At 72.2% G+C, this 21,992-nt stretch carries 18 protein-coding genes and 1 pseudogene; 8 read left to right on the forward strand and 11 right to left on the reverse strand.

The window, feature by feature from the left end; translation table 11 throughout:
* Positions 1-28: 28 nt before the first annotated feature.
* The 7 genes from ACH4DX_RS11855 to ACH4DX_RS11885 all read right to left on the reverse strand — a co-directional run bounded on the left by ACH4DX_RS11855 (position 29) and on the right by ACH4DX_RS11885 (position 8,801).
* The gene (locus ACH4DX_RS11855) at positions 29-2,641 is read right to left on the reverse strand and encodes a SpoIIE family protein phosphatase (protein WP_398155258.1); all 2,613 of its coding nucleotides are present in this window, start codon (positions 2,639-2,641) and stop codon (positions 29-31) included.
* An 892-nt stretch (positions 2,642-3,533) separates the two neighbouring features.
* Positions 3,534-3,986: an ATP-binding protein gene (locus tag ACH4DX_RS11860; RefSeq protein ID WP_398120240.1), complete on the reverse strand. Its 453-nt coding sequence runs from the start codon at positions 3,984-3,986 to the stop codon at positions 3,534-3,536.
* A 127-nt stretch (positions 3,987-4,113) separates the two neighbouring features.
* On the reverse strand, positions 4,114-4,548 hold the full coding sequence (locus tag ACH4DX_RS11865) for a (deoxy)nucleoside triphosphate pyrophosphohydrolase (RefSeq protein ID WP_398154963.1): 435 nt from the start codon (positions 4,546-4,548) through the stop codon (positions 4,114-4,116).
* An 18-nt stretch (positions 4,549-4,566) separates the two neighbouring features.
* On the reverse strand, positions 4,567-4,749 hold the full coding sequence (locus ACH4DX_RS11870) for an SPOR domain-containing protein (RefSeq protein ID WP_030562631.1): 183 nt from the start codon (positions 4,747-4,749) through the stop codon (positions 4,567-4,569).
* Between the two features lie 431 nt (positions 4,750-5,180).
* Positions 5,181-5,933, reverse strand: coding sequence for a GntR family transcriptional regulator (locus ACH4DX_RS11875; protein WP_398120236.1), 753 nt, complete (start codon positions 5,931-5,933; stop codon positions 5,181-5,183).
* Between the two features lie 288 nt (positions 5,934-6,221).
* Positions 6,222-7,805 (reverse strand): S8 family peptidase, encoded by a 1,584-nt coding sequence (locus ACH4DX_RS11880; RefSeq protein ID WP_398154964.1) that lies wholly within the window; start codon positions 7,803-7,805, stop codon positions 6,222-6,224.
* Between the two features lie 489 nt (positions 7,806-8,294).
* Positions 8,295-8,801: a MarR family winged helix-turn-helix transcriptional regulator gene (locus ACH4DX_RS11885; RefSeq protein ID WP_398120232.1), complete on the reverse strand. Its 507-nt coding sequence runs from the start codon at positions 8,799-8,801 to the stop codon at positions 8,295-8,297.
* Positions 8,802-9,113: 312 nt separating this feature from the next.
* Between ACH4DX_RS11885 and ACH4DX_RS11890 the strand changes: the two are divergent.
* From ACH4DX_RS11890 to ACH4DX_RS11900, 3 genes and pseudogenes are all read left to right on the forward strand, one after another.
* Positions 9,114-9,698 (forward strand): annotated as a pseudogene (locus ACH4DX_RS11890) (malonic semialdehyde reductase).
* A 147-nt stretch (positions 9,699-9,845) separates the two neighbouring features.
* Complete coding sequence (locus ACH4DX_RS11895; protein ID WP_398154965.1) at positions 9,846-11,168, forward strand: MFS transporter; 1,323 nt, start codon at positions 9,846-9,848, stop codon at positions 11,166-11,168.
* Positions 11,169-11,425: 257 nt separating this feature from the next.
* Positions 11,426-12,994, forward strand: a complete 1,569-nt coding sequence (locus tag ACH4DX_RS11900; protein ID WP_398154966.1) for an alpha/beta hydrolase — start codon at positions 11,426-11,428, stop codon at positions 12,992-12,994.
* Positions 12,995-13,165: 171 nt separating this feature from the next.
* Here the strand turns inward: ACH4DX_RS11900 and ychF are convergent, their stop codons facing one another.
* Entirely contained in the window at positions 13,166-14,254 is a 1,089-nt protein-coding gene (gene ychF, locus ACH4DX_RS11905) for a redox-regulated ATPase YchF (protein ID WP_398120222.1), read from the reverse strand.
* 355 nt (positions 14,255-14,609) lie between these two features.
* On the opposite strand from ychF, the gene ACH4DX_RS11910 reads away from it, so the two are divergent.
* Positions 14,610-15,200 (forward strand): DUF6542 domain-containing protein, encoded by a 591-nt coding sequence (locus ACH4DX_RS11910; RefSeq protein ID WP_398120220.1) that lies wholly within the window; start codon positions 14,610-14,612, stop codon positions 15,198-15,200.
* Between the two features lie 253 nt (positions 15,201-15,453).
* Here ACH4DX_RS11910 and ppgK read toward each other — a convergent pair whose 3' ends face one another.
* Both ppgK and ACH4DX_RS11920 read right to left on the reverse strand, forming a co-directional pair.
* The gene (gene ppgK / locus ACH4DX_RS11915) at positions 15,454-16,206 is read right to left on the reverse strand and encodes a polyphosphate--glucose phosphotransferase (protein ID WP_398120218.1); all 753 of its coding nucleotides are present in this window, start codon (positions 16,204-16,206) and stop codon (positions 15,454-15,456) included.
* A 64-nt stretch (positions 16,207-16,270) separates the two neighbouring features.
* Complete coding sequence (locus ACH4DX_RS11920; RefSeq protein ID WP_398120216.1) at positions 16,271-17,257, reverse strand: 4-hydroxy-3-methylbut-2-enyl diphosphate reductase; 987 nt, start codon at positions 17,255-17,257, stop codon at positions 16,271-16,273.
* Positions 17,258-17,354: 97 nt separating this feature from the next.
* Here ACH4DX_RS11920 and ACH4DX_RS11925 point away from each other — a divergent pair, with 97 nt between their 5' ends.
* The 4 genes from ACH4DX_RS11925 (at position 17,355) to ACH4DX_RS11940 (ending at position 21,172) form a co-directional block, all read left to right on the forward strand.
* Positions 17,355-18,815: an APC family permease gene (locus ACH4DX_RS11925; RefSeq protein WP_398154967.1), complete on the forward strand. Its 1,461-nt coding sequence runs from the start codon at positions 17,355-17,357 to the stop codon at positions 18,813-18,815.
* A gap of 111 nt (positions 18,816-18,926) precedes the next feature.
* A complete protein-coding gene (gene xseA, locus ACH4DX_RS11930) occupies positions 18,927-20,141 on the forward strand; it encodes an exodeoxyribonuclease VII large subunit (protein WP_398154968.1) in 1,215 nt (404 codons plus the stop codon).
* A 9-nt stretch (positions 20,142-20,150) separates the two neighbouring features.
* Complete coding sequence (locus tag ACH4DX_RS11935; RefSeq protein ID WP_398154969.1) at positions 20,151-20,414, forward strand: exodeoxyribonuclease VII small subunit; 264 nt, start codon at positions 20,151-20,153, stop codon at positions 20,412-20,414.
* A gap of 167 nt (positions 20,415-20,581) precedes the next feature.
* The gene (locus tag ACH4DX_RS11940; protein ID WP_398154970.1) at positions 20,582-21,172 is read left to right on the forward strand and encodes a malonic semialdehyde reductase; all 591 of its coding nucleotides are present in this window, start codon (positions 20,582-20,584) and stop codon (positions 21,170-21,172) included.
* Positions 21,173-21,250: 78 nt separating this feature from the next.
* Here the strand turns inward: ACH4DX_RS11940 and ACH4DX_RS11945 are convergent, their stop codons facing one another.
* A complete protein-coding gene (locus ACH4DX_RS11945; RefSeq protein ID WP_398120206.1) occupies positions 21,251-21,793 on the reverse strand; it encodes a DUF4245 domain-containing protein in 543 nt (180 codons plus the stop codon).
* Between the last annotated feature and the right edge of the window lie 199 nt (positions 21,794-21,992).

Here is a 21,992-nt window from a genome sequence, read left to right on the forward strand (position 1 = left end):
CAGGGGCCGGAGCGGGCTCGGAGCGGGCTCAGAACAGGCTCATCAGCGCCTCCGCGGCGTCCATCGGCTGCGCGTCCCCGTCGGGCAGGGCCAGTTCGAACCAGACCGTCTTCCCGCGCGGCGTGCGGCGTGAGCCCCAGGCGGCGCTCAGCAGGCCGACGAGCTGGAGGCCGCGGCCGCCCTCGTCGGTGTCGCGGGCACGGCGGCGGCGCGGCTGGACGAGGCCCGCGTCCCACACCTCGCAGACCAGGGTCCGGTCCAGCAGCAGCCGCAGCCGGATCTCGCCCTCGCCGTAGCGCAGGGCGTTGGTGACGAGTTCGCTGACCAGGAGCTCGGCGGTGTCGACGAGCCCGTCCAGGTCCCACTCCCGCAGCCGCTCGCAGGCCAGCTCGCGGGCGCGGCCCACGGACTGCGGCTCGCGCGGCAGCGTCCAGTCGCCAACGTGCTCGGCGGGCAGCCCCCGCACGCGGGCCATGAGGAGGGCGATGTCGTCCTCGCCGTGGTGCGTGTCGAGGGTGTTCAGGACGTGGTCGCAGATGTCCTCGAGCGCTTGCGCGGGGTCGGTGAGCGCGCCGACGAAGGCGTTCAGGCCCTCGTCGAGGGGGTGGTCGCGGGACTCGACGAGGCCGTCCGTGTAGAGCGCGAGCAGCGCGTCGTCCGGCAGGTCGACCTCGACCTCCTCGAAGGGTTCGCCGCCGACGCCGAGCGGCATGCCCGGGGGCACGTCGAGCATGAGCGCGCTCTCGCCCGGCTCGACGAGCACGGGCGGCAGGTGCCCGGCGTTGGCGAAGGTGACGCGGCGGGTGACGGCGTCGTACACCGCGTACACGCAGGTCGCGAGGTAGACCTCGGCGAGGTCGTCGCCGTCGCCGCCGCGGGCGGACGCCGGGCGCCGGGCGTCCTTGGGGCCCTGCGGGCTGCCGAGGCCGCGGGCGATCTCGTCGAGCGCGGAGAGCACCTCGGCGGGCTCCAGGTCGAGCAGCGCGAGCGTGCGGACGGCGGAGCGCAGTTCGCCCATGGCGACGGCGGCGCGCAGGCCGCGCCCCATGACGTCGCCGACGACCAGGGCCGTGCGGTGTCCCGGCAGTTCGATGACGTCGAACCAGTCGCCGCCGACCTCGGTGGCGGCGTTCCCCGGCAGATAGCGGCAGGCGATGTCGAGCCCCGCGGCCTCGGGGTCGCCGGGCGGGAGCAGGGACCGCTGGAGGATCAGGGCGCGTTCGTGCTCGCGGCGGTAGAGGCGGGCGTTGTCGATGCAGACGGCGGCGCGGGCGGCGAGTTCCACGGCGAGCGCGCGGTCACGTTCGCCGAACGGCTCGCTGCCCTTCGTACGGGAGAACTGCGCGAGGCCCACGACGGTGTCGTGCGCGACCATCGGCACGGCGAGCGTGGACTGGATGAGCCCGCTGGTCAGCCGGCGTGCGGGCCCGCTGTCGTCGCTTGCGGCGACGAGCCGCGGACGGGCGGTGCGAAGCGCGTCGGCGCAGGGCGAGCTGAAGCCGAAGCGGTGTACGGAGCCGACCTCGACGGGTCCGGTGCCCTCGGGGAAGGGCGCGTCGGCGACGGCGCTGGCGAAGGCGACCCGGCGCAGCTCGGCACTGCCGTCGGCGAGGCTCTGCCGGACGTTCACGGCCTCGTCGCCGTCGAGGAGGCCTTGGTAGAGGTCGACGGATGCGAGGTCGCAGAAGCCGGGGACGGCGACGTCGAGCAGTTCGCGGGCGGTGGTCTCCAGGTCCAGGGAGTTGCCTATGCGGGCGCCCGCCTCGTTCAGGAGGGCGAGGTTGCGGCGGGCGTGCGCGGCCTCGCGGGCGGCGGCGTGCCGGCCGGTGACGTCGCTGCCCAGGAAGGCTATGCCGATGGGCCGGCCGGAGCCGCTGTGCACGCGGTAGAGGTTGACGGACCAGTGCCGGCGTTCGTTGCCGCCCGGGGCCGGGCCGACGATCTGCATGTCCGTGACGGCCTCGCCGGTCGCGAGGACGCGGTGCAGCGCGGCCTGTATGCGGTCGGCCTCGTGGCGGGGCAGATAGTCGTGGACGGTCCGGCCGCGGTGGTCGTCGACGGTGCCGCCGAAGACGTCGGCGAAGCGGCGGTTGGCGCGCTGCACCGTGAGGTCGGTACCGAACAGCAGGAAACCGAAGGGGGACTGCCCGAAGATCGCCTGCGACGCGGCGAGATCGCTCTCTATCTGCCGGAGCGCGCGGACGTCGACGACGATGCACACCGCGGAGCGCTCGCCGTCGGCCGTCCTGGCCGGCATGACATAGACCTCGGCGATGCCTTCCAGGCCGGGGGTGGCGGTTTCCGTGCCGGGGGCGGTTTCCGTGTGGGAGGCGGTCTCCGTGCCGGGGGCGGTCTCCGTGCCGGGGGCGGTCGGCGGCACCCGGAAGGGGACCGACCCGGTCCACTCCCGGCCGTCGAGGATCTCGGCCATCTTGCGGTGGCCGCTGCGGCGCAGATCGGGGGTGACGAACGCCTCGATCGGGTCCTTGCCGACGGCGTCCTGAGCGGCCACGCCGAACAGCCGCTCGGCGCGCACGCTCCACTGGTCGACCAGGCCGTCGGGACCGATCGAGAAGGACGCCACCTTGATGTAGTCGTAGATGGACCCCGGGGGGCTGGTCTGCCAGGCGATGTCGTCCAAGGGGAGGGGTCCGGTGTCGACCGGGGAGTACGCGGTGGCCGCACCGGGGCGACGCGCGTCGACACCGCCGTCCCGCCGCGGTACGCCCCCCGGCCGACCCGGGTGTGCCGACGCGGACGTGCCCGGGGCTACGCGACCCGCGTCACCGCGGTCGGCGGGGCCGGGCGTACCGGGGCCGGAGCCGGGCGGGCGTTCGGCGGGACCGGGCGTGCCGTAGTCGGAGCCGGGTGTGCCTTCGGCGGAGCCGGTCACGTCGCCGCCGGAGCCGGGCGTGCCACGGGCAGAGCCGGAGGCACCGCTGCCGACACCGGGCGGGCCTACCGCAGAGCCGTAGGCACCGCTGCCAGAGCCGTAGGCACCGCTGCCAGAGCCGTAGGCACCGCCACCGACACCGGGCGTGCCGTAAGCAGAGCCGGACGTGCCCCCGGCGGGACCGGGTGTGCCGTGGGCGGAACCGGGCGTGCCCTGCGCAGGGCCTGGCGTGCCGAAGCCGGAGGCGCGCGCACCCTCGGCGGAGCCGGGCGCGTCCTCGGCCGTGGAGTCCTCGGGGGTGTCTCCCGGCCCGGGGCCCGCGGCACCCGCGGGCTCCGCCGAGCGAGGTGTCCCCCCGGCTCCGGGCAGACCCGGCACCGGCCGGGTGGGCAGGGCACCGCCCGCCCGCGCCACAGGCCGCTCCGCACCCGTCGCCTTCGCTGGTATCTCGCTCACGCGAACCGTCCCCTCCAGCTCACCGCGTCCGGCACCGGTCACCGGATGTGGCTGCCCGCAGTATCCAGCACTACGGTGCCGGGCCACACGCCGTTCACGATCACAGCACGGACTCAACGCTTTTTGGCCCGTGTCCGCCTTGTGCTCGTCCCCCGCACTTGTACGTACCGGCGCCACCTGTCTTCTATCCGGGCAGCACCAGCTCGAACCACACCGTCTTCCCCGCACTGCCCGTACGCCCCGGTCGGGTACCCCAGCGCCGGGACGATCGTGCCACCAGCTGGATGCCTCGTCCGCCCTCGTCGTCGGGGGCGGCGGCGCGTTCCCTCGGCGGGTCCGGAAGCGGATCGGAGACTTCCACGAGCAGGACGCCCCCCGCTCCCGGCGGGCGCACCAGACGCACGCCGATGGGGCCCGAGGCATACAGCAGGGAATTGGTCACCAATTCGCTGACGAGCAGCACGGCGACATCGCCGAGAGCGCCGAGACCCCAGTCGCCGAGTTGCCCGCGGACCACGGCGCGGGCCGTGCGCACGGCGCCGGGGTCCGCGGGGAAAGCCCACTCGGCGCAGTCGCCTTCGGTGTCGAGCACGCCGATCACTTCCCGGGCCAGCGGCGGACCTTTGTCCGGTTTCATGGGGTTAATGGGCACATACCCGATATCCCGGCCGGACTACCGTGTTCACGGGGTCGCAGTGACACGAACGGCGTAGGGGGCGCTTGAGCTGTCCCCCCATCACCTCGCGCGCCCCCTTGCCCGGGTGTCACGGAATGTTATATGGCACCGCGGACCGCAGGGGTTCCGTATCCGGAGGGGAGTCGATCAGCGCCCGGATCGCCGGGACGTCGCCGGGCAGCCAGTCCACCGTCCACAGTTCCCCGGGGCGCAGCCAGCGCAGTTCGTCGTGGTCCTCAAGGGGCCGGGGCTCGCCCGCGAGCAGCCGGGCCCGCCACACCCGCATCACATGACCGCGCCCGAGGTCGAACTCCCCCGGCACCCGCGCGAGCGGCTCCGCCTCGACCCCGAGCTCTTCCCGCAGCTCGCGCACCAGCGCGTCCTCGTCCCGCTCCCCGGGCTCGACCTTGCCGCCCGGCAGCTCCCAGCGCCCGGCCAGTTCCGCGGGCGCGCTCCGGCGGGCGGCGAGCAGTCGCCCCTCGTCGTACAGCGCGGCACCCACCACCGCGATCAGCTCAGTCATGCGGCGGAGCCTACGGCTTCACCGTCCGCCGTTCGGACTCAGCCGCTCCACCCAGTAGAGCTTCTCCTTGCCGCGAACACCGAGGCTGTCCGCCATCTTCTGGGCCTCGGCCTTGGTCGCGTACCTGCCGACGCGGTAGCGGTTGCCGTTGTCGTCCTGCCGTATCACGAGCCAGGGAAGTATGACCGTTCCGTCGTTCATGCCGTCCCTCCGCTCCCCGCCCCCGGCGCGCCCCACGTCTCGATCTGTAAGGAAACCGCACTCCGCATATGCCCGAGCTTACGCCCGACCTTTACGCAGCGAATACGAGTTTGCACAAAGAGATACGCAATCGGCCAGCGTCCAGGGGGCGCATTTTCCTGGACGCGCCCCCCTCAACGATCCCGCACGGCCCCCACGAGCCGTAACTCTTCCTGCTTTACGGTTTGTTGACTTGCCCTCGGACGACGTGCGCCCCGCCCACGCCGACCGCACGGAGGTCCACCGTCGGTCCGGGCCGCCCCGGGCCGCCCGGCGCCCCCGCGAGGACCGGGATCCCCGGCGACGGCCGGGCACGAGAAAGGCCGGATACCACCGCCACCGCACTCGCTCCCGCGCCCGGCGCCCCGGCCGGTCCCGCCGCGCGTCGGCGGTCAGCGCACCGGCAGGTGGTAGGCGACCCGATAGCGGTCCGCGGGCACCACGATGTCGGCGGTCTCCACGGGGCGTCCCGAGGCGTAGTAGGTCCGGCGGATGACGAGGACGACGTGGCCGGGCACACCGCCGAGGGCGAGCAACTCCTCGGCGAGGCCGGGACGGGCGCTGACGTCCTCCGCGACGTTGTCCACGATCACGTCGATGGCGGCCATGCGGTCCACCACCCCGCAGCCGCCGAGGGGCCCCTCCTCCGGGAGCATCACCGGCGTCCGGCCGGTGACGGCGAGGGGCTCCCAGGACGTGGAGAGCATCATGACCTCGCCCGCGTCCCGGAAGACGTACCTCGTGCACATGACCCGGTCGCCGGCACGGATGTCGAGGCGCTCGGCGACCGCCGTGCTCGCCTCCACCTGCTCGCTGCGGGACTCCCAGGTGCCGCGGGCGCTCTCGGCCGCCTGCTCCTGCCGGAAGGGGGTGGAGACGCCGGGACCGCGGAAGCCCGTACGCGCGATGCGGCGGGGGTCGGGGCGCTCGCGCACATACGTGCCGGAACCGGAGCGGCCCTCGACCAGGCCCTCGGCCATGAGCACCTTGCGGGCCTCGAGAGCGACCGTGTCCGAGACCCCGTACTCCTCGCGGATTCTGGCCTGCGAGGGGAGCCGGGTGCGCGGAGGCAGCGAACCGTCGACGATCTTCTTGCGGAGATCACCCGCGACGCGCAGATACGCCGGCTGCTCACCGAAGGTCACTGGCCACTCCCATCAGGTTGACAGACAGCAACAGCCTGGCAACCGTGGGTTGTTGGTCGCAACCCTAGGCCAAGGAATCACTCGAAGTGATGATTTCCTGCTGTGCAGGGCTTTACGCAGGGCCTTTGAAGCGTTATAGACATCAACTAACCTTCCCGCAAGCGCGGTTGGCACTCCCGTACGCAAACATGACCCCGCCCCCGCGGTCGGCCGGGTCCGGGGACCCGGGGCCGTTCCACGGGGGCGAAGTCGCCTACTGGTACCGCTCGGTGCCGCCGGGAGGCGGCGTCAGAATTGCAGCCCCCACGAGTCGAGGGTGCCGACGTCCTGGGCCGCGTTGTCCGTCACGCGCAGCTTCCAGGTGCCGTTGGCCGTCTCCGACGAGGCGTCGACGGTGTACGAGGTGTTGATGTCGTCCGCGCTGCCGCCCGTGCCGAAGTTCTTCAGGACGTAGGCAGTGCCGTCGGGGGCGACCAGCTCGACCTTGAGGTCACCGACGTAGGTGTGCTTGATGGCGACCGGGACGGCGAGCGCCGCGGGGGCGTTGCCGGTGACGCCGGTGACCGTCACCGGCGACTCGACGGTGGCGTTGTCCGCGATGGCGAAGTCCGCGCCGTTCTCGAACTTCGATCCGGGCGGGTTGGTGCCGCCGCCGCCCACGTACAGGAGGCGGTTGGGCGAGCCCGTGCCGGGGCTGCCGACGACGTTCGGCGTCGCGGCCGTGGTCAGGGCGGTGGACACCTGGGCCGGGGTGGCCGTCGGGTTCTCGGCGACGTACAGGGCCGCGGCGCCCGCGACGTGCGGCGACGCCATCGACGTACCCGAGATGGTGCTGGTCGCCGTGTCGTTGGTGTTCCACGCCGAGGTGATGTTGGAGCCCGGGGCGAACAGGTCGAGGACCGTACCGAAGTTCGAGTAGCTCGCCTTGGCGTCGGTGTTGGTGGTGGCACCGACGGTGATGGCCTCGGTGACGCGCGCGGGTGAGCGCGTCGAGGCGTTGGTGGACTCGTTCCCCGCGGCGACGGCGTAGGTGATGCCGGCGGCGATGGAGTTGCGTACGGCGGTGTCGATCGCGCTGTCGGCCGGGCCGCCGAGGCTCATGTTGGCGACGGCGGGCTTGGTGGCGTTGCGCGTCACCCAGTCGATGCCCGCGACGACCTGCGCCGTGGTGCCCGACCCCGAGTTGTTGAGCACGCGGACGCCGACGATCCTGGCCTTCTTGGCGACGCCGTACGCGGTTCCGCCGACGGTGCCGGCGACGTGCGTCCCGTGGCCGTGGCCGTCCTGGGCGACGTTGTCGTTGTCGATGGCGTCGTAGCCGTCGACGGCACGGCCGCCGAAGTCCTGGTGCGTCTTGCGGACACCGGTGTCGATGACGTAGACGGTGGCGCCCTCACCGGCCCTGTCCGGGTAGGTGTACTTCTGGTCCAGCGGGAGGTTGCGCTGGTCGATGCGGTCCAGACCCCATGACGGCGGGTTGTTCTGGGTGGCGGCGACCGTGTACGTCCGGTTCTGCACGACGGAGGTGACGGCCGGGTCGGCGGCGAACCTCTTCGCCTCGGACTCGGAGGCCTGCACCTCGTAGCCGTTCAGGACCTTCTTGAACGTACGCTCGATCTCGGCCCCGTGCTTCTCGGCCAGTGCCCTGCCGGCCGGGGAGTCGGCCTTCGCGGCGTCCGCGTCGAGCGTGACGATGTAGCTGTTCGCGATCGCGCCGGGGGCACCGGCGTACTGGATCCGGCCTTCGGCGGCCTGCGGCTGCGCGCTCGCGGGGAGCGCGGACACGACACCGAGGGCGACGGCCGTGGCGGCGGTCAGGGAGAGGGTGCCTATGCCGGCCAGTCTTCGGCGGGGGTGACGCATCACTGCCATCTGAGGGGTCCTCCTCAATCGGTGGTGCGTTGGTGGGGGATGCGACAAGGGCATGACAATGTTTGGGAGACGGGTCACGCCAAGTTGATCAGTGTTCAACTCTCTGTCGCCGTCGAAAGATTGACCGATCCATAGGAAACCCACAAGGGCAGTGTTCGGACGTAACACGACTGCCATGCCCCCGCCATGACATGGCGGCAGCAATCCGTGCATTTCGTCCGGGACGCGGGAGATAACGCCTGGTCCGGGCGGCGACACCGGGCCCTGGCCGCCGTGGCGCGGAGCGTTGCGGAGGGCTGTGGTGGCGGGATTTCAGCCACCGTGGCCACTCCACGCTTCTGCGCCGCGGGCTTCTCGCGCGGATGTCCGCGCCCCACCGGCCACGAGAGCCACTCCCGCCACCGGCCCCTCCCGGGGCTCGCGCCGCCCCTCGCCTCCCCCGGGACCCGGGTCTCCACCCGCCTCCCCCGGGGCCCGCGCCGCCACCCGTCAGGTGATCGACGTGTCGCCGTGCAGCTCCAGGAACGTACGCAGGACGACGACGGCCCGCTCCCTCTCCGCGGGGTCGATGCCGCTGAGGATCCGGGCGTGGTTGCGCAGATGACCGGTCATCAGGACCTCCGTGAGCCGCTTCCCCCGCTCGGTGAGCCTGATCTTGACGGTTCGCCGGTCGGCGCCGTCCCGCACGCGCTCGACCAGGCCCTTGACCTCCATCCGGTCGATGCGGTTGGTGATCGCGCCGGAGGTCACCATGGCGGCCTTGAGGAAGGCGCCCGCGGTCAGGGCGTACGGCGGCCCCGAGCGGTACAGCGTGGTCAGGACGTCGAACTCGCCCACCTCCACGCCGTGCTCGGCGCAGAAGGCCTTCAGCTCCCGCTCGACGATGCGGTTCGCCCGCTGCACCCGGGCGATCAGCTGGACGGGCCAGAGGTCGCCCGCCAGCTCGGGCCGCTCCTTCTCCCACTGCCCGATGATCGCGTCCACGGCGTCGCTCATGGCTGCCTCCTCCTCGTTCCGCGGCCGCGGCGCGCTCCACACTCCCACCGCGCGCCGCACTATCTCAATGTTAAGACACTTGACGCTGAACAAAACTCGGTGCTTTTATCTCAACGTTCAGATTTTCAGCCTTCAGAAAACGAAGGCGAAGACGAAGTTGTAGGCGTCGGCGATTTCGCCGTACCGAGATCGAGGAGCACCACCGTGTCGAGCACCACTGCTTCCAGCACCACTGCGCCGAGCACCACTGCTTCCAGCACCGATGCGTCGAGCCCCACTGCGCCGAGCACTACGGCACCCGCGACGCCCCTCCTGGCCCTCGCCCCCGCCGCCCAGGACCTGCTCTTCCGCGAGGCCCGCACGGCGAACGCCTTCACCGCGGAACCGGTCACGGACGCACAGGTCCAGGCGATCTACGACCTCGTCAAGTACGGCCCGACCGCCTTCAACTAGTCCCCCCTGCGCGTGCTGCTCATCCGCTCCCCCGAGGCCCGCGAGCGCCTGGTCGGGCACATGGACGAGGGCAACCGCGCCAAGACCGCCTCGGCTCCGCTGGTCGCGGTCCTCGCCACGGACCACGAGTTCCACGAGGAGCTGCCCCGCCTCGTGCCGCACGCCCCGCGGGCGGGTGAGCTGTACTTCTCCGACCGCGCGGTCCGCGAACAGTCCGCCCTGCTCAACGGCGCGCTCCAGGCCGCGTACTTCCTCATCGGCGTCCGGGCGGCGGGCCTGGCCGCGGGCCCGATGACCGGATACGACGCCGAGGGCCTGCGCGCGGAGTTCCTGGACGCCGACCACGAGCCCCTGATGGTGGTCAACATCGGCAGGCCGGGCGACGACGCGTGGTTCCCGCGGCTGCCGCGGCTCGGGTACGGGGATGTCGTGACGGCGCTCTGAGGGCGGGGGCGGCCCGGGCGACGCTCGCCGTCGCGCACCGCGCCCCGCCCCGCGCACCCGGCGGAACCCGCCACCGCACCTGACCGCGCAGCCGCGCCCCTCCCTCACCTCCACCGTGCTCAGCCCGTCCCGCTCCAGGGGGTCACCATGTCCAGCACCACCGCACCCACCGCTCCCGCAGCAGCCGCCACACGCGTAGCAGCGACAACCGCCACACCCGCCGCACCCGCAGCAGTCACCGCACCCTCCTCACCATCGGCACCCGCGCCAAAGGGCACGAGCGCCCCCGGAAGGGAACGCGCACCCGGGCAAGTCCCCGTCATATGGCTGGCGTTGCTGGCGGCTCCGGTGGCGGCGGGGGCCAACGCCCCCGTGCTGATCCTGCCGGACATGGCGCGCTCCCTGGGGGTCGGGACGGCCACGGCGACATGGATGGTGACCGCTTTCGCCTGGGGGATGGCGGCGGGTACGCCGCTGCTTGCGGCGCTGCTGCGGCGGTACGGTTTCCAGCCGCTGCTGCGCCTGAGCACGGCGCTGGTGCTCGGCGGCACGGCGCTGGTGGCGGTCGCGCCGTGGCTGCCGGTGGCGCTGGCGGGCCGGGTGGCGCAGTCGCTGGGCGGCGCGGGCCTGGTGGCGGCGGCGATGAACCTGGCGGGGAACGCACGCAGGATGGGCGTGATCAGCTCCGGTTTCGGTGTCCTCGGGGCGGCGGGGCCGCTGCTGGGGGCGACGCTGACGGACGCGGTGTCGTGGCGGCCGGCGTTCGGGGTGTCGGCGGTGGCGGTCCTCGCCGTACCGGTGGTGGCGCGGTACACGCGGGGGACGAAGCCGGGCGGAGGCGGCTTCGACGCGCGCGGGGCGGCACTGCTCATCGCGCTGGCGACGTCGCTGATCCTGCTGCCGACGGCACCGCTTGCGGCGCTGGTGGGCGCGCTCCTGACCGGCGCCCTCCTGGCCCTGCACATCCGCCGCCGCCCGGAGGGCTTCGTCTCGGTCCAGCTCCTGCGCTCGCCGCTGTTCCTCATCTCCGCGGTGCTTGGCGGTGCGCTGTCGACCACGTACTTCACCCTGCTCTTCACCGTGCCGAGCCTGCTGCGGGACCGCGCGGACTGGTCGAAGGGGGCGATCGGCACGGGCCAGCTGGTGACCCTCCTGACGGCGTCCGCACTGTCGTGGCTGCTGGCGGCGAACGCGGCGCGGATGGGCAGGGCGGCGGTGCGCGGGGTGCTGGTCACGGTGGCCGCGGCAGCGATCCTCACCGCCGTCTTCGCGACGTCCGGCCCCCTGCTGCTGCTCGCGGCCGGCGCGACGGCGTTCACGGCGACCGGCGCCAACGCCACCCTCTCCATACACGCCGCCACTGCCACGACCGACACCCAGCGCCCCACAGCCATCGGCCTCTTCGCCCTCAGCTACCAACTGGGCGGCGCCTTCGGCCCGGGCATCGCGACCTTGCTGGTCCTTGGCTGAGGCCGACTGGCCGGACGTTGGGCAACGGCGGGGGGCGGGCCATTCGAGCCCGCTCCCCCGCCGCCGTTTCCGTACGGTGAAGACCGCCAACCCCGCACCGGAGGCACACACCCTTGGCGAACATCTCGCCGCCGTGCCGCGCCACCGGGCCTGAGCTGCGACCGACGTGAAGTAACCAATGTGGCAACTGAGGCAGGCAAAGGTGGAGGAGCTGCATCCAACTGATCACATGCATATCCGATCAGAAGGCACGTCACATGCAGCTATCCACAGATAAGCGACGTCTGATGCCGGTGCTCGCGCTGGGCTTCGTCGCCGGGCTCGCCCCCGGTCTCACCGCCGGGTCGGCTTCCGCCGCCGACGGGACGGCCCGTCCCGCGAGTGCGCCCACGGCGCGACCCGACGGCCTTGCGCCCTATGTCCAGCAGAAACTCACCTGGAAGCGGTGCGCGCCGGACAAGCCCGCCGCTTTCCGATGCGCGACGTTGAAGGTGCCCCTCGACTACCGGGCGCCCGAGGGCAAGCGGATCGACGTGGCGATATCGCGGATGGAGACGAGTGTGCCCGGCAAGCGCCGCGGCGTGCTGACGTTCAATCCGGGAGGGCCGGGCGATCCGGGGCTGGACCTGCCCCTGGATGTCGGCCAGAAGCTGCCGAGGGCCGTCCGTGACCAGTACGACATGGTCGGCTTCGACACGCGCGGCGTCGGCAGGAGCACCCCCGTCCGGTGCGGGCTCACCGCCGCCGAACAGCACTACCCGCGTGCCACCCGCACCACCGGTGACGCCGCCGCGAACGAGGCCTGGGCCAGGACCTTCGCCGCCAAGTGCCGGGCGGCCGCCGGTGACCGGCTGCCGCACATGACCACCCGCAACACCGCCCGCGACATGAACCTCCTGCGCGCCGTCCTCGGCGAGAAGAAGCTCAACTACTTCGGCGTCTCGTACGGCACCGCCCTCGGCGCCGTCTACATGCAGCTCTTCCCGCACCGCGCCGACCGCTTCGTGCTCGACAGCGCCGTCGACCCCAAGCGGATGTGGCGCGGCACCTTCCAGAGCTGGGCGAGCGAGTCCGAGCCCGCCTTCGAACGCTGGGCGAAGTGGACCGCCGAACGGGACGGCACCTACCACCTCGGCACCTCCCCGGCCGCCGTCACGCGGACCGTCTGGAAACTCGTCGCCCGCGCCGACGCCACCCCGATCGCCACCGCCGACGGGAAGCTGGACGGCGCCGGCGTGCGCGAGGCCCTGCGTCCCGCCTTCTTCAGCGTCCGCCAGGGCGCCGAAGCCGTCGTGCAACTGAAACGCGCCGCCAAGGGACACGGGACGCTGCACCTGCCCGCCACCGCACAGCCCGACGACAACGCGACCGCCAGCCAGCACGCCGTGTTCTGCGCCGACGCCGCCTGGCCCCGCGACCCCAAGACCTACCACCGCGACGCCTTCCGCGACGGCGCCCGCTACCCGCTGTACGGCGACTTCGCCTCCACCATCATCCCCTGCGCCTTCCTGCCGCGCGGTACGGAGCCCGTCACCGAGGTCGACAACCGGAACAAGGCCCTGATCGTGCAGAACGAATGGGACGCGGCCACTCCGCTCACCGTCGGGCGCGGAATGCACCGGGCCCTCAAGGGATCCCGGATGGTCACCGTCGACGAGGGCGAGGGACACGGGGTGGTGTTCGGCGAGGTCACCAACTCCTGCGCCGCGAACGTGGCCATGGGCTACCTGGCCACCGGTACGCTGCCGCCCCGCGACGTCACGTGCCACGCCACACCGGACCGAAGCCCGGCCCAGACCGCGCCACGCCCCTTCACCGGACGGTAGGCACCCTTCCACGGGGCGGTTCCCTGCGCGGCGGTCCCTCGGGAAGCGCTCGCCGCGGGGGCGCCCCGGCCCGCCTCGCCCCGATCCTGGCCACGGATACGCGAACGGGGCCGACCCGGTCCCGGGCCGACCCCGTCCGACCCAGCCGTCTGGTCCGCGGTGCCGCGTGGGTCACACGTTGAACCGAAACTCCACCACATCCCCGTCCTGCATCACATACTCCTTGCCCTCCATACGAGCCTTCCCCGCCGCGCGGGCCTCGGCGACCGAACCCGTGGCGACGAGGTCGTCGAAGGAGATGACCTCGGCCTTGATGAAGCCCTTCTGGAAGTCGGTGTGGATGACACCGGCTGCCTCGGGGGCCGTGGCGGCCTTCTTGATGGTCCAGGCGCGGGATTCCTTCGGGCCTGCCGTCAGGTAGGTCTGGAGGCCCAGGGTGCGGAAACCGACGTGGGCGAGGGTGGCGAGGCCTGGCTCCTCCTGGCCGACGGACTGGAGGAGTTCGAGGGCCTCGTCGTCGTCCAGCTCCGCGAGGTCGGCCTCCAGCTTCGCGTTGAGGAAGATCGCCTCGGCGGGGGCGACCAGGGCGCGCTGCTCCGCCTTGAAGTCGTCGTCCGTCAGCTCGTCCTCGTCGACGTTGAAGACGTAGAGGAACGGCTTGGTGGTGAGCAGGTGCAGGTCGTGCAGGAGTTCGGAGCGGTCCGAGCCCTGGACGATGCCCTGCGAGAAGAGCGTGTCGCCCTTCTCCAGGATCTCCTTGGCCTCCTCGACCGCCTTGACCTTCGGGGCGATGTCCTTCTTGATGCGCGACTCCTTCTGGAGGCGCGGCAGGACCTTCTCGATGGTCTGGAGGTCGGCGAGGATCAGCTCGGTGTTGATCGTCTCGATGTCGTCCTTGGGCGAGACCTTGCCGTCGACGTGGACGACGTTCTCGTCCTTGAAGGCCCGGATGACCTGGCAGATCGCGTCGGACTCGCGGATGTTCGCGAGGAACTTGTTGCCGAGGCCCTCACCCTCGCTGGCGCCGCGCACGATGCCCGCGATGTCGACGAAGTCGACCGTCGCGGGCAGCACCCGCGCCGAACCGAAGATCTCGGCCAGCTTCGTCAGGCGCGGGTCGGGGACGCCGACCACGCCCACGTTCGGCTCGATCGTCGCGAACGGGTAGTTGGCCGCAAGGACGTCGTTCTTGGTCAGGGCGTTGAACAGGGTCGACTTGCCGACGTTGGGCAGACCGACGATTCCGATCGTGAGCGACACGTTGCGACTTCCCGTACGTGAGGGGCTGGTGACTGCCGGGTGGGCGGCCGGATGGCGGAGGGTGCTGCGCACCGCCCTGTTCGTCCGAGCGCTCCAGGCGATCCACCAGTCTACGGCGTGTCGTGTGCCGCCCCGCCCCGCCGTCGGGCGCCCGGCGGCCCCGCGGTACGGGGCCGCCGGGCCCGTACCGTACCGCCGCTCTGTCGAACGCTCGGCCAAGCTCGGCCGAAACGCGTGTCCCAATCCGGATTATCGGTACGGCCGGACCTAGGTTGGTCCGGTGGAGCAACACAGGACTCGTCCGCCGGGCGCCAGGCCGCGCCGGAACGCGCCGCTGCCCGAACAAGGCAGCCCCATGGAGCCCCCCGTCCCCTCGACCCCGCCGCGCCCCCGCGGGCCCGCGTCACCGCTCGCCCGCGCCCTGCGCAGAAGCCCGCTGTACCGCAGGATCAGCCGCGTACCGCTGTACCGGGCACTGCGCAGGATGCCGAACCCGCGCCTCACCGGGCTCGGCAGCGGCCTCTTCGCCGCCGCCGTGATGTTCCTGCTCGCGTGCCTGCTGCGGCTGCTCTTCGGCGGCTCGCTCGTCGCGTACGGCGTGCTGTTCCTGCCCGTGAGCGCCCTCACCGCCCTGTGGGTGCGGCCCGCCGACCTGGTGAGCGCGCCCGTCGCGGTGCCGATCGCGTTCGCCGCCGGGATCCTGCCGATCTGCGGCGGCTCCGACGGCTTCGGCGGGCAGGTCATAGGGCTGCTCACCGCGCTCGCGATGCACGCGGGCTGGCTGTACGGCGGCACGCTGGTCGCCGGTGTCATCGCGACCACCCGCAAGATCAAGCTGATGACGCGCCGCCGCCAGCAGCGCCTGTGGCAGCAGCGGCACGGCCAGGGCCCGGGACAGGGCCCGGGACAGATGCGGCCCCCACAGCGGCGCGTGCCCGCTTCCTGAGGCAGCGGCGGCGGCAGCAGCGGCGGGCCGTCCTGGCCCCCCCGGTGGATGGGCCGGACGGGCCAGGGACCCGCGCCGATGGAGGGGTAGGGTGCCGCGCCAGTGGAGGGGCGAGGGTGCCCCCTCCGGTGGATGGGTCAGAGACCACGCTGGAGGAGGGGCCAGGGTGCCCCTCCGGTGGATGGGCCAGAGGCCGCGCCGGTGGAAGAGCCAGGGTGCCCCTCCGGTGGATGGGCCAGTGACCGCGCCGCTCTCAGGCGCCCTGCGCCTGAGCCCGCGCCGCCATAGCCGCACCCACGATCCCCGCGTTGTTCTGCAACTCCGCCGGGACGATCTCGGCCTCGATGCCCTCGATCAGGGGCAGGAACTTGTGGGCCTTGCGGCTGACGCCGCCGCCGATGACGAACAGCTCGGGCGAGAACAGCATCTCCACGTGCGCCAGGTACTTCCGCAGGCGTCCCGCCCAGTGCTCCCAGCTCAGGTCCTCGTCCTCGCGGGCCTTGGAGGAGGCGCGCTTCTCGGCGTCGTGGCCGTGCAGCTCCAGATGGCCGAGCTCGGTGTTCGCCACCAGGCGGCCGTCGGTGAACAGGGCGCTGCCGATGCCCGTGCCCAGGGTCAGGACGATGACCGTGCCGGTGCGGCCGCGGCCCGCGCCGAAGTGCATCTCGGCGACGCCCGCCGCGTCCGCGTCGTTCAGGACGGTCACCGGCGCGCCCCCGATGCGCTCGGAGACCAGGCGGCTGATGTCCGTACCGATCCAGCTCTTGTCGACGTTCGCCGCCGAGCGTGCCGTGCCGTGCGTGATCACGCCGGGGAAGGTCACGCCGACCGGGCCCGTCCACTCGAAGTGCTCGACGACCTCGCGCACGCAGTCGACCACGCCGTGGGGCGTGGCCGGATGCGGTGTCAGCACCTTGTGCCGCTCCTGCGCCAGGTCGCCGCGCTCCAGGTCCACGGGCGCGCCCTTGATCCCTGATCCGCCGATGTCCACACCGAAGATCTGCATGGGTCCCACGTTACGGTGCCGGGCGCCCCGGGGTGCGGAGCACCCTGCGGTACGAAGCGCCCGCTCACTGCCCCGCGGACAGCTCCGCGGCCTCCGCGCGCAGGTCCCTGCGCAGCTCCTTGGGCAGCGAGAACGTGATCGACTCGTCGGCCGTCTTCACCGTCTCCACGTCCGCGTACCCGCGCTCGGCCAGCCACTCGATGACGCCGTCCACCAGGACGTCGGGGACGGAGGCGCCCGAGGTCAGGCCGACGGTGGTGACACCTTCGAGCCAGGCCTCGTCGATCTCGCCGGCGTTGTCCACCAGGTGCGACGCGGGGGTGCCCGCCTCCAGGGCGACCTCGACCATGCGGATCGAGTTCGAGGAGTTCTTGGAGCCGACGACGATGACGAGCTCGGCGTCCTCCGCGAGCTTCTTGACCGCGATCTGGCGGTTCTGCGTGGCGTAGCAGATGTCGTCGCTCGGCGGCGAGAGCAGATTCGGGAACTTGTTCTGGAGTGCCCCCACCGTCTCCATGGTCTCGTCGACGGAGAGCGTGGTCTGGGAGAGCCAGACGACCTTGTCGGGGTCGCGGACCTCGACGTTCGCCACGTCGTCGGGGCCGTCGACCAGCGTGATGTGGTCGGGGGCCTCGCCGGAGGTGCCGATGACCTCCTCGTGCCCCTCGTGGCCGATCAGGAGGATGTCGAAGTCCTCCTTGGCGAACCGCACCGCTTCTTTGTGGACCTTGGTCACCAGCGGGCAGGTCGCGTCGATCGTGGCGAGCTTGCGCTCGGCGGCCTCCGCGTGGACGGTCGGGGCGACGCCGTGCGCCGAGAACATCACGATGGAGCCCTCGGGCACCTCCTCGACCTGGTCGACGAAGACGGCGCCCTTCTTCTCCAGAGTCTGCACGACGTACTTGTTGTGGACGATCTCGTGGCGGACGTAGATCGGGGACCCGTACTGCTCCAGGGCCTTCTCGACGGCGATCACGGCACGGTCCACGCCCGCGCAGTAGCCACGGGGAGCGGCGAGCAGGACACGGCGGGTGCCAGGCGTTGCAGTCATACCGACCATCGTAAGGCCGCGTACGACAGGTCAAAGATCGCCCGAGTGGGGAGACTGGGAGCCAGTTCGCGACCAGCGGAGGCACCCCGGAGGCCCGATGTCCCCCCACTCGACGAATGCGCCCCTCCCACCGGACGGGGAGGTACCCCCTGACGGGACCGGTACGGACGGTACGGCTGATGCGACCGGTACGCCCGGCGCGACCGGTACGCCCGGCGCCGCCGGAGGCAAGGACGGTCTCAGACGGAGTCTCGGGTTCCGGGACCTCGTCGTCTACGGTCTCCTCTTCATCGCCCCGATGGCCCCCGTAGGAGTCTTCGGGACGCTCGACGCCAAGTCGCACGGCGCGGTGGCGCTGGTCTACGTCATCGCGACGATCGCGATGGCGTTCACCGCCTTCAGCTACGCGCAGATGGTCAAGGTGGTCCCCCAGGCGGGCTCGGTGTTCGCCTACGCGCGCGTGGGCCTCGGCAACGGGCCCGGCTTCGTCGCGGGCTGGATGGCGATGCTGGACTATCTGCTGATCCCCGCCGTCGCCTATCTGTTCTCCGGGATCGCCATGCACGAGCTGGTGCCGTCGGTGTCCCGATGGGTGTGGACGGCGATCGCGGTGGCCCTGACGACGGCCCTGAACCTGTGGGGGGTGCGGCCCGCCGCCCGGGTGGGGTTCGCGGTGCTCGCCCTGGAGATCGTGGTGCTGCTGGTGTTCGTGGTGGCGGCGGTCGTGGTGCTCGCGCGGGACGGGGCCGAGCGGGGCTGGCTCTCGCCCCTCACGGGTGACGGCACGCAGGGTGCGTTCGCCCTGTCGGCGGTGGTCGGCGCCGTGTCGGTGGCGGTCCTTTCGTACCTCGGCTTCGACGCGATCGCCTCGTTCGCCGAGGAGGTGACGGGGGGCTCGGCGAAGGTGGCGCGGGCGGTGCTGTTCTGCCTGGTCCTGACGGGTGTGCTGTTCGTGGCGCAGACGTATCTGGTGGCCCTCCTTACGCCGGTGTCGTCCGCGGACCTCGCCGCCGAGCCCGGTGACCAGGGGTCCGCCTTCTACTCGGCGGTGGACGCCTCCGTCGGGGACTGGCTGCACGACCTGGTGGCGGTCAGCAAGGCGATCGGCGCGGCCTTCGCGGCGCTGGCGGGGCAGGCGGCCGCGGGGCGGCTGCTGTTCGCGATGGGCAGGGACCGGCGGCTGCCGCGGGCCCTGTCGAAGACCGAGTCGGGTACGCCGCGGGTCGCGCTGCTGTTCGCGGCCGTCGTCACGCTGGTGGCGGCCGTGTGGGCGGCGCGGCGCGACGACGGGATGGACCATCTGGTGTCGGTCGTCGACATCGGGGCGCTGACCGCCTTCTTCCTGCTGCACGCGAGCGTGGTGGGGTGGTTCGCGGTCCGGCGCCGGGGCGGCCCCGTGAGCTGGTGGCGGCACGTCCTGGTGCCGGTGCTCGGGGCGGCGATCGTGGTGGCCGTGATCGTCGAGGCCTCCGGGTCCGCGCAGGTGGTGGGGGCCGTCTGGCTGGGGGTGGGGTTGGTGATCCTGGGGGTGCAGGGGGTCCGGCGGGGGGAGGCGTAGCCGCGGCACACCGGTGTACGGGGTCCGGGTGCGGGACGGGCGGGTGGTTCCGCGCCGGGCCGGGACCCCGGCGGGCCGGGGGCTGTCGGTGGGGGCCGATACGCTCGCGGGATGGCTCTCAACACGTCCCCGGACGCACCCCTGCCCGTCGGGGAGGTGTCCCGGCTCATCGGAGGCTGGATCGACCGGCTCGGTGCGGTCTGGGTCGAGGGACAGATCACGCAGCTGTCCCGCCGCCCCGGCGCCGGGGTCGTCTTCCTGACGCTGCGCGACCCGTCGCACGACATCTCCGTGAGCGTCACGTGCTACCGCCAGGTGTTCGACGCCGTCGCGGACGTCGTGTCCGAGGGCGCCCGCGTCGTCGTCCACGCGAAGCCCGAGTGGTACGCGCCGCGGGGCCAGCTCTCCCTGCGGGCCGCGCAGATAAAGCCGGTGGGCGTCGGCGAGCTGCTCGCACGCCTGGAGCAGCTGAAGAAGTCCCTGGCCGCCGAGGGCCTGTTCGCGCCGGAGCGCAAGAAGCCGCTGCCGTTCCTGCCGCAGCTCGTCGGCCTGGTCTGCGGGCGGGCATCGGCCGCGGAGCGCGACGTCCTGGAGAACGCCAGGCACCGCTGGCCGGCCGTCCGCTTCGAGGTGCGCAACGTCGCGGTGCAGGGCGTGCACGCCGTCCCGCAGGTGGTGCAGGCGGTGCGGGAGCTCGACGCGCTCGCCGAGGTCGACGTGATCGTCGTGGCGCGCGGCGGCGGCAGCGTGGAGGACCTGCTGCCGTTCTCGGACGAGCAGCTGGTGCGCACGGTGGCCTCGTGCCGTACGCCCGTGGTGTCCGCGATCGGGCACGAGCCGGACAACCCCCTGCTCGACCATGTCGCGGACGTGCGGGCGTCGACGCCGACGGACGCCGCGAAGCGGGTCGTGCCGGACGTCGGTGAGGAGTACGAGCGCGTGGCGTTCCTGCGGGACCGCGCGCGCCGCAGCGTGACGGCGTTCCTGGACCGCGAGGAGCGCGGCCTCGCGCACGCCCTGGCCCGCCCCTGCATGGAGCACCCGCACCGCATGGTCGAGGAGCGCGAGGACCAGGTCACGGCGTACGTGGACCGCGCGCGGCGTATGCTCGGCCACCTCCTGGACCGCGCGCAGTCGGAGCTGACGCACACGCACGCGCGCGTGGTCGCCCTCTCCCCCGCCGCCACGCTCCAGCGCGGGTACGCGGTGCTCCAGAAGAAGGCGGACGGCGGCGCGGTGGTCCGGGCGGCGGACGAGGTGACCTCCGGCGAGGAGCTGCGGGCCCGGGTCGCCGACGGCGAGTTCACGGTACGAGTCGACAATTAGGGTGGGCGCATGACCAGCGGTACGGACACGGAAGCCTCGGCGCTCGGGTACGAGCAGGCCAGGGACGAGCTCATCGACGTGGTGCGCCGCCTGGAGGCCGGGGGCACCACGCTCGAGGAGTCCCTGGCGCTCTGGGAGCGCGGCGAGGAGCTGGCCGCCGTGTGCCGCCGCTGGCTCGACGGTGCCCGCGCCCGCCTCGACGCGGCCCTGGCCGACGGCGAGGACGAGCCCCGCACCGGTGCGGGCGCCGGGACCGGGGACGACGCGGGCTGAACCCGCCGCTCTCCTGTGAAGCAGATCACCACGCCCCAGTTTTAGTTGAAGATTGAACCTCAATGGCGTACTGTCGATCTCACCGGCCGGCGCCCGTGACCCGCACCCCCACGTGCTCCCCGCACCCCCGGCCGGAGCCCTCAGCTACGTATCGAGAAGGTTGAAAGATGTCCCTCGTTCTTGACCCCGCCGCCCAGGACCTGCTCTTCCGCGAGGCCCGCACCGCCAACACCTTCACCGACGAGCCCGTCACCGACGAGCAGGTCCAGGCGATCTACGACCTGGTCAAGTACGGCCCGACGGCGTTCAACCAGTCCCCGCTCCGCGTGACCCTGGTCCGCTCCCCCGAGGCCCGCGAGCGCCTGGTGCGGCACATGGCCGAGGGCAACCGGCCGAAGACCGCCACGGCGCCGCTCGTCGCGATCCTGGCCGCCGACAACGAGTTCCACGAGGAGCTGCCGCAGCTCTTCCCGCACTTCCCGCAGGCCAAGGACGCGTTCTTCTCCGAGCGCACCGCCCGTGAGCAGGCCGCCGCGCTGAACGCCTCCCTCCAGGCCGCCTACTTCATCGTGGGCGTCCGCGCCGCGGGCCTGGCCGCCGGCCCGATGACCGGGTTCGACTTCGCCGGTGTGCAGAAGGAGTTCCTCGACGACGACCACACCCCGCTGATGGTCGTCAACATCGGCAAGCCGGGCGATGACGCCTGGTTCCCGCGCTCCCCGCGCCTGGCCTTCGACGACGTCATCACGACCGTCTGAACCACACCGGCACGCGTACGCGAAGAGGCCCCCGGCAACCGCCGGGGGCCTCTTCGCGTCACCTGGCGCCCGAAGGCGTCACGCGTCCGTGCGGACCGGCGTCCGCTTCATCTCGAGGGACTCCGCCATCGCCGTCAGCTGCGTGAACGGCGCCGTGCCGAGCACCACCGTGGTCGCGCCCTCGTCCCGCAGGACGAGCGCGTCGTAGCGGTCGCCCTCGTAGCGCTGCCAGGTCCTGCCCGCGATCTTCTCCGTGCGGTCGGTCCTCTTGGCGCTCTGGGTGGCCGAGTCGATGAACCGGGCGGGCTTGCCCGTGGACTGCTTGATCGCCACGTACTCGCCCGCCGGGTCGAGGAAGCCCAGGTGCCAGCTGTCGTGGTCCGCGCCGTTGTAGCGCACCGTCGTCGGCTTCCACGACTTCGGCAGGCCCTTGGGCGCCGCCACCGGGTAGGCCGCGGCCCGCCGTGCCGTGAGGAGCTCGACGCGGTAGTCGACCCGCTTGACGGGTTCCTCGGTGTCGTCGTGCGGGACGAAGACGTAGATGACCGCTGCGACGATGCCGATGACGGCCATCGAGAGCAGCATGTTCCGCACGGTCTGCTTGCCATTTCTGCCTGCCACACCCCCATCGTCGCAGGTCCCCGTGGCGGCCCCGGCTCCGCCCCACCCCCGCTCAGGTGTAGGGCGCCCTGCTCATTCTTTCGACCTGCGGATAGAGTCGACCCATCACCCTCATCCGGCCGCCCGCCCGTCTCCCGCCGCCGCCCTTCCGCGGACGCCCCACGGGCGCAGTCCTTATCTCGTATCAGAAAGGTGCGCC

The sequence above is a fragment of the Streptomyces sp. NPDC017940 genome (assembly GCF_044328435.1).
GTDB lineage: Bacteria > Actinomycetota > Actinomycetes > Streptomycetales > Streptomycetaceae > Streptomyces.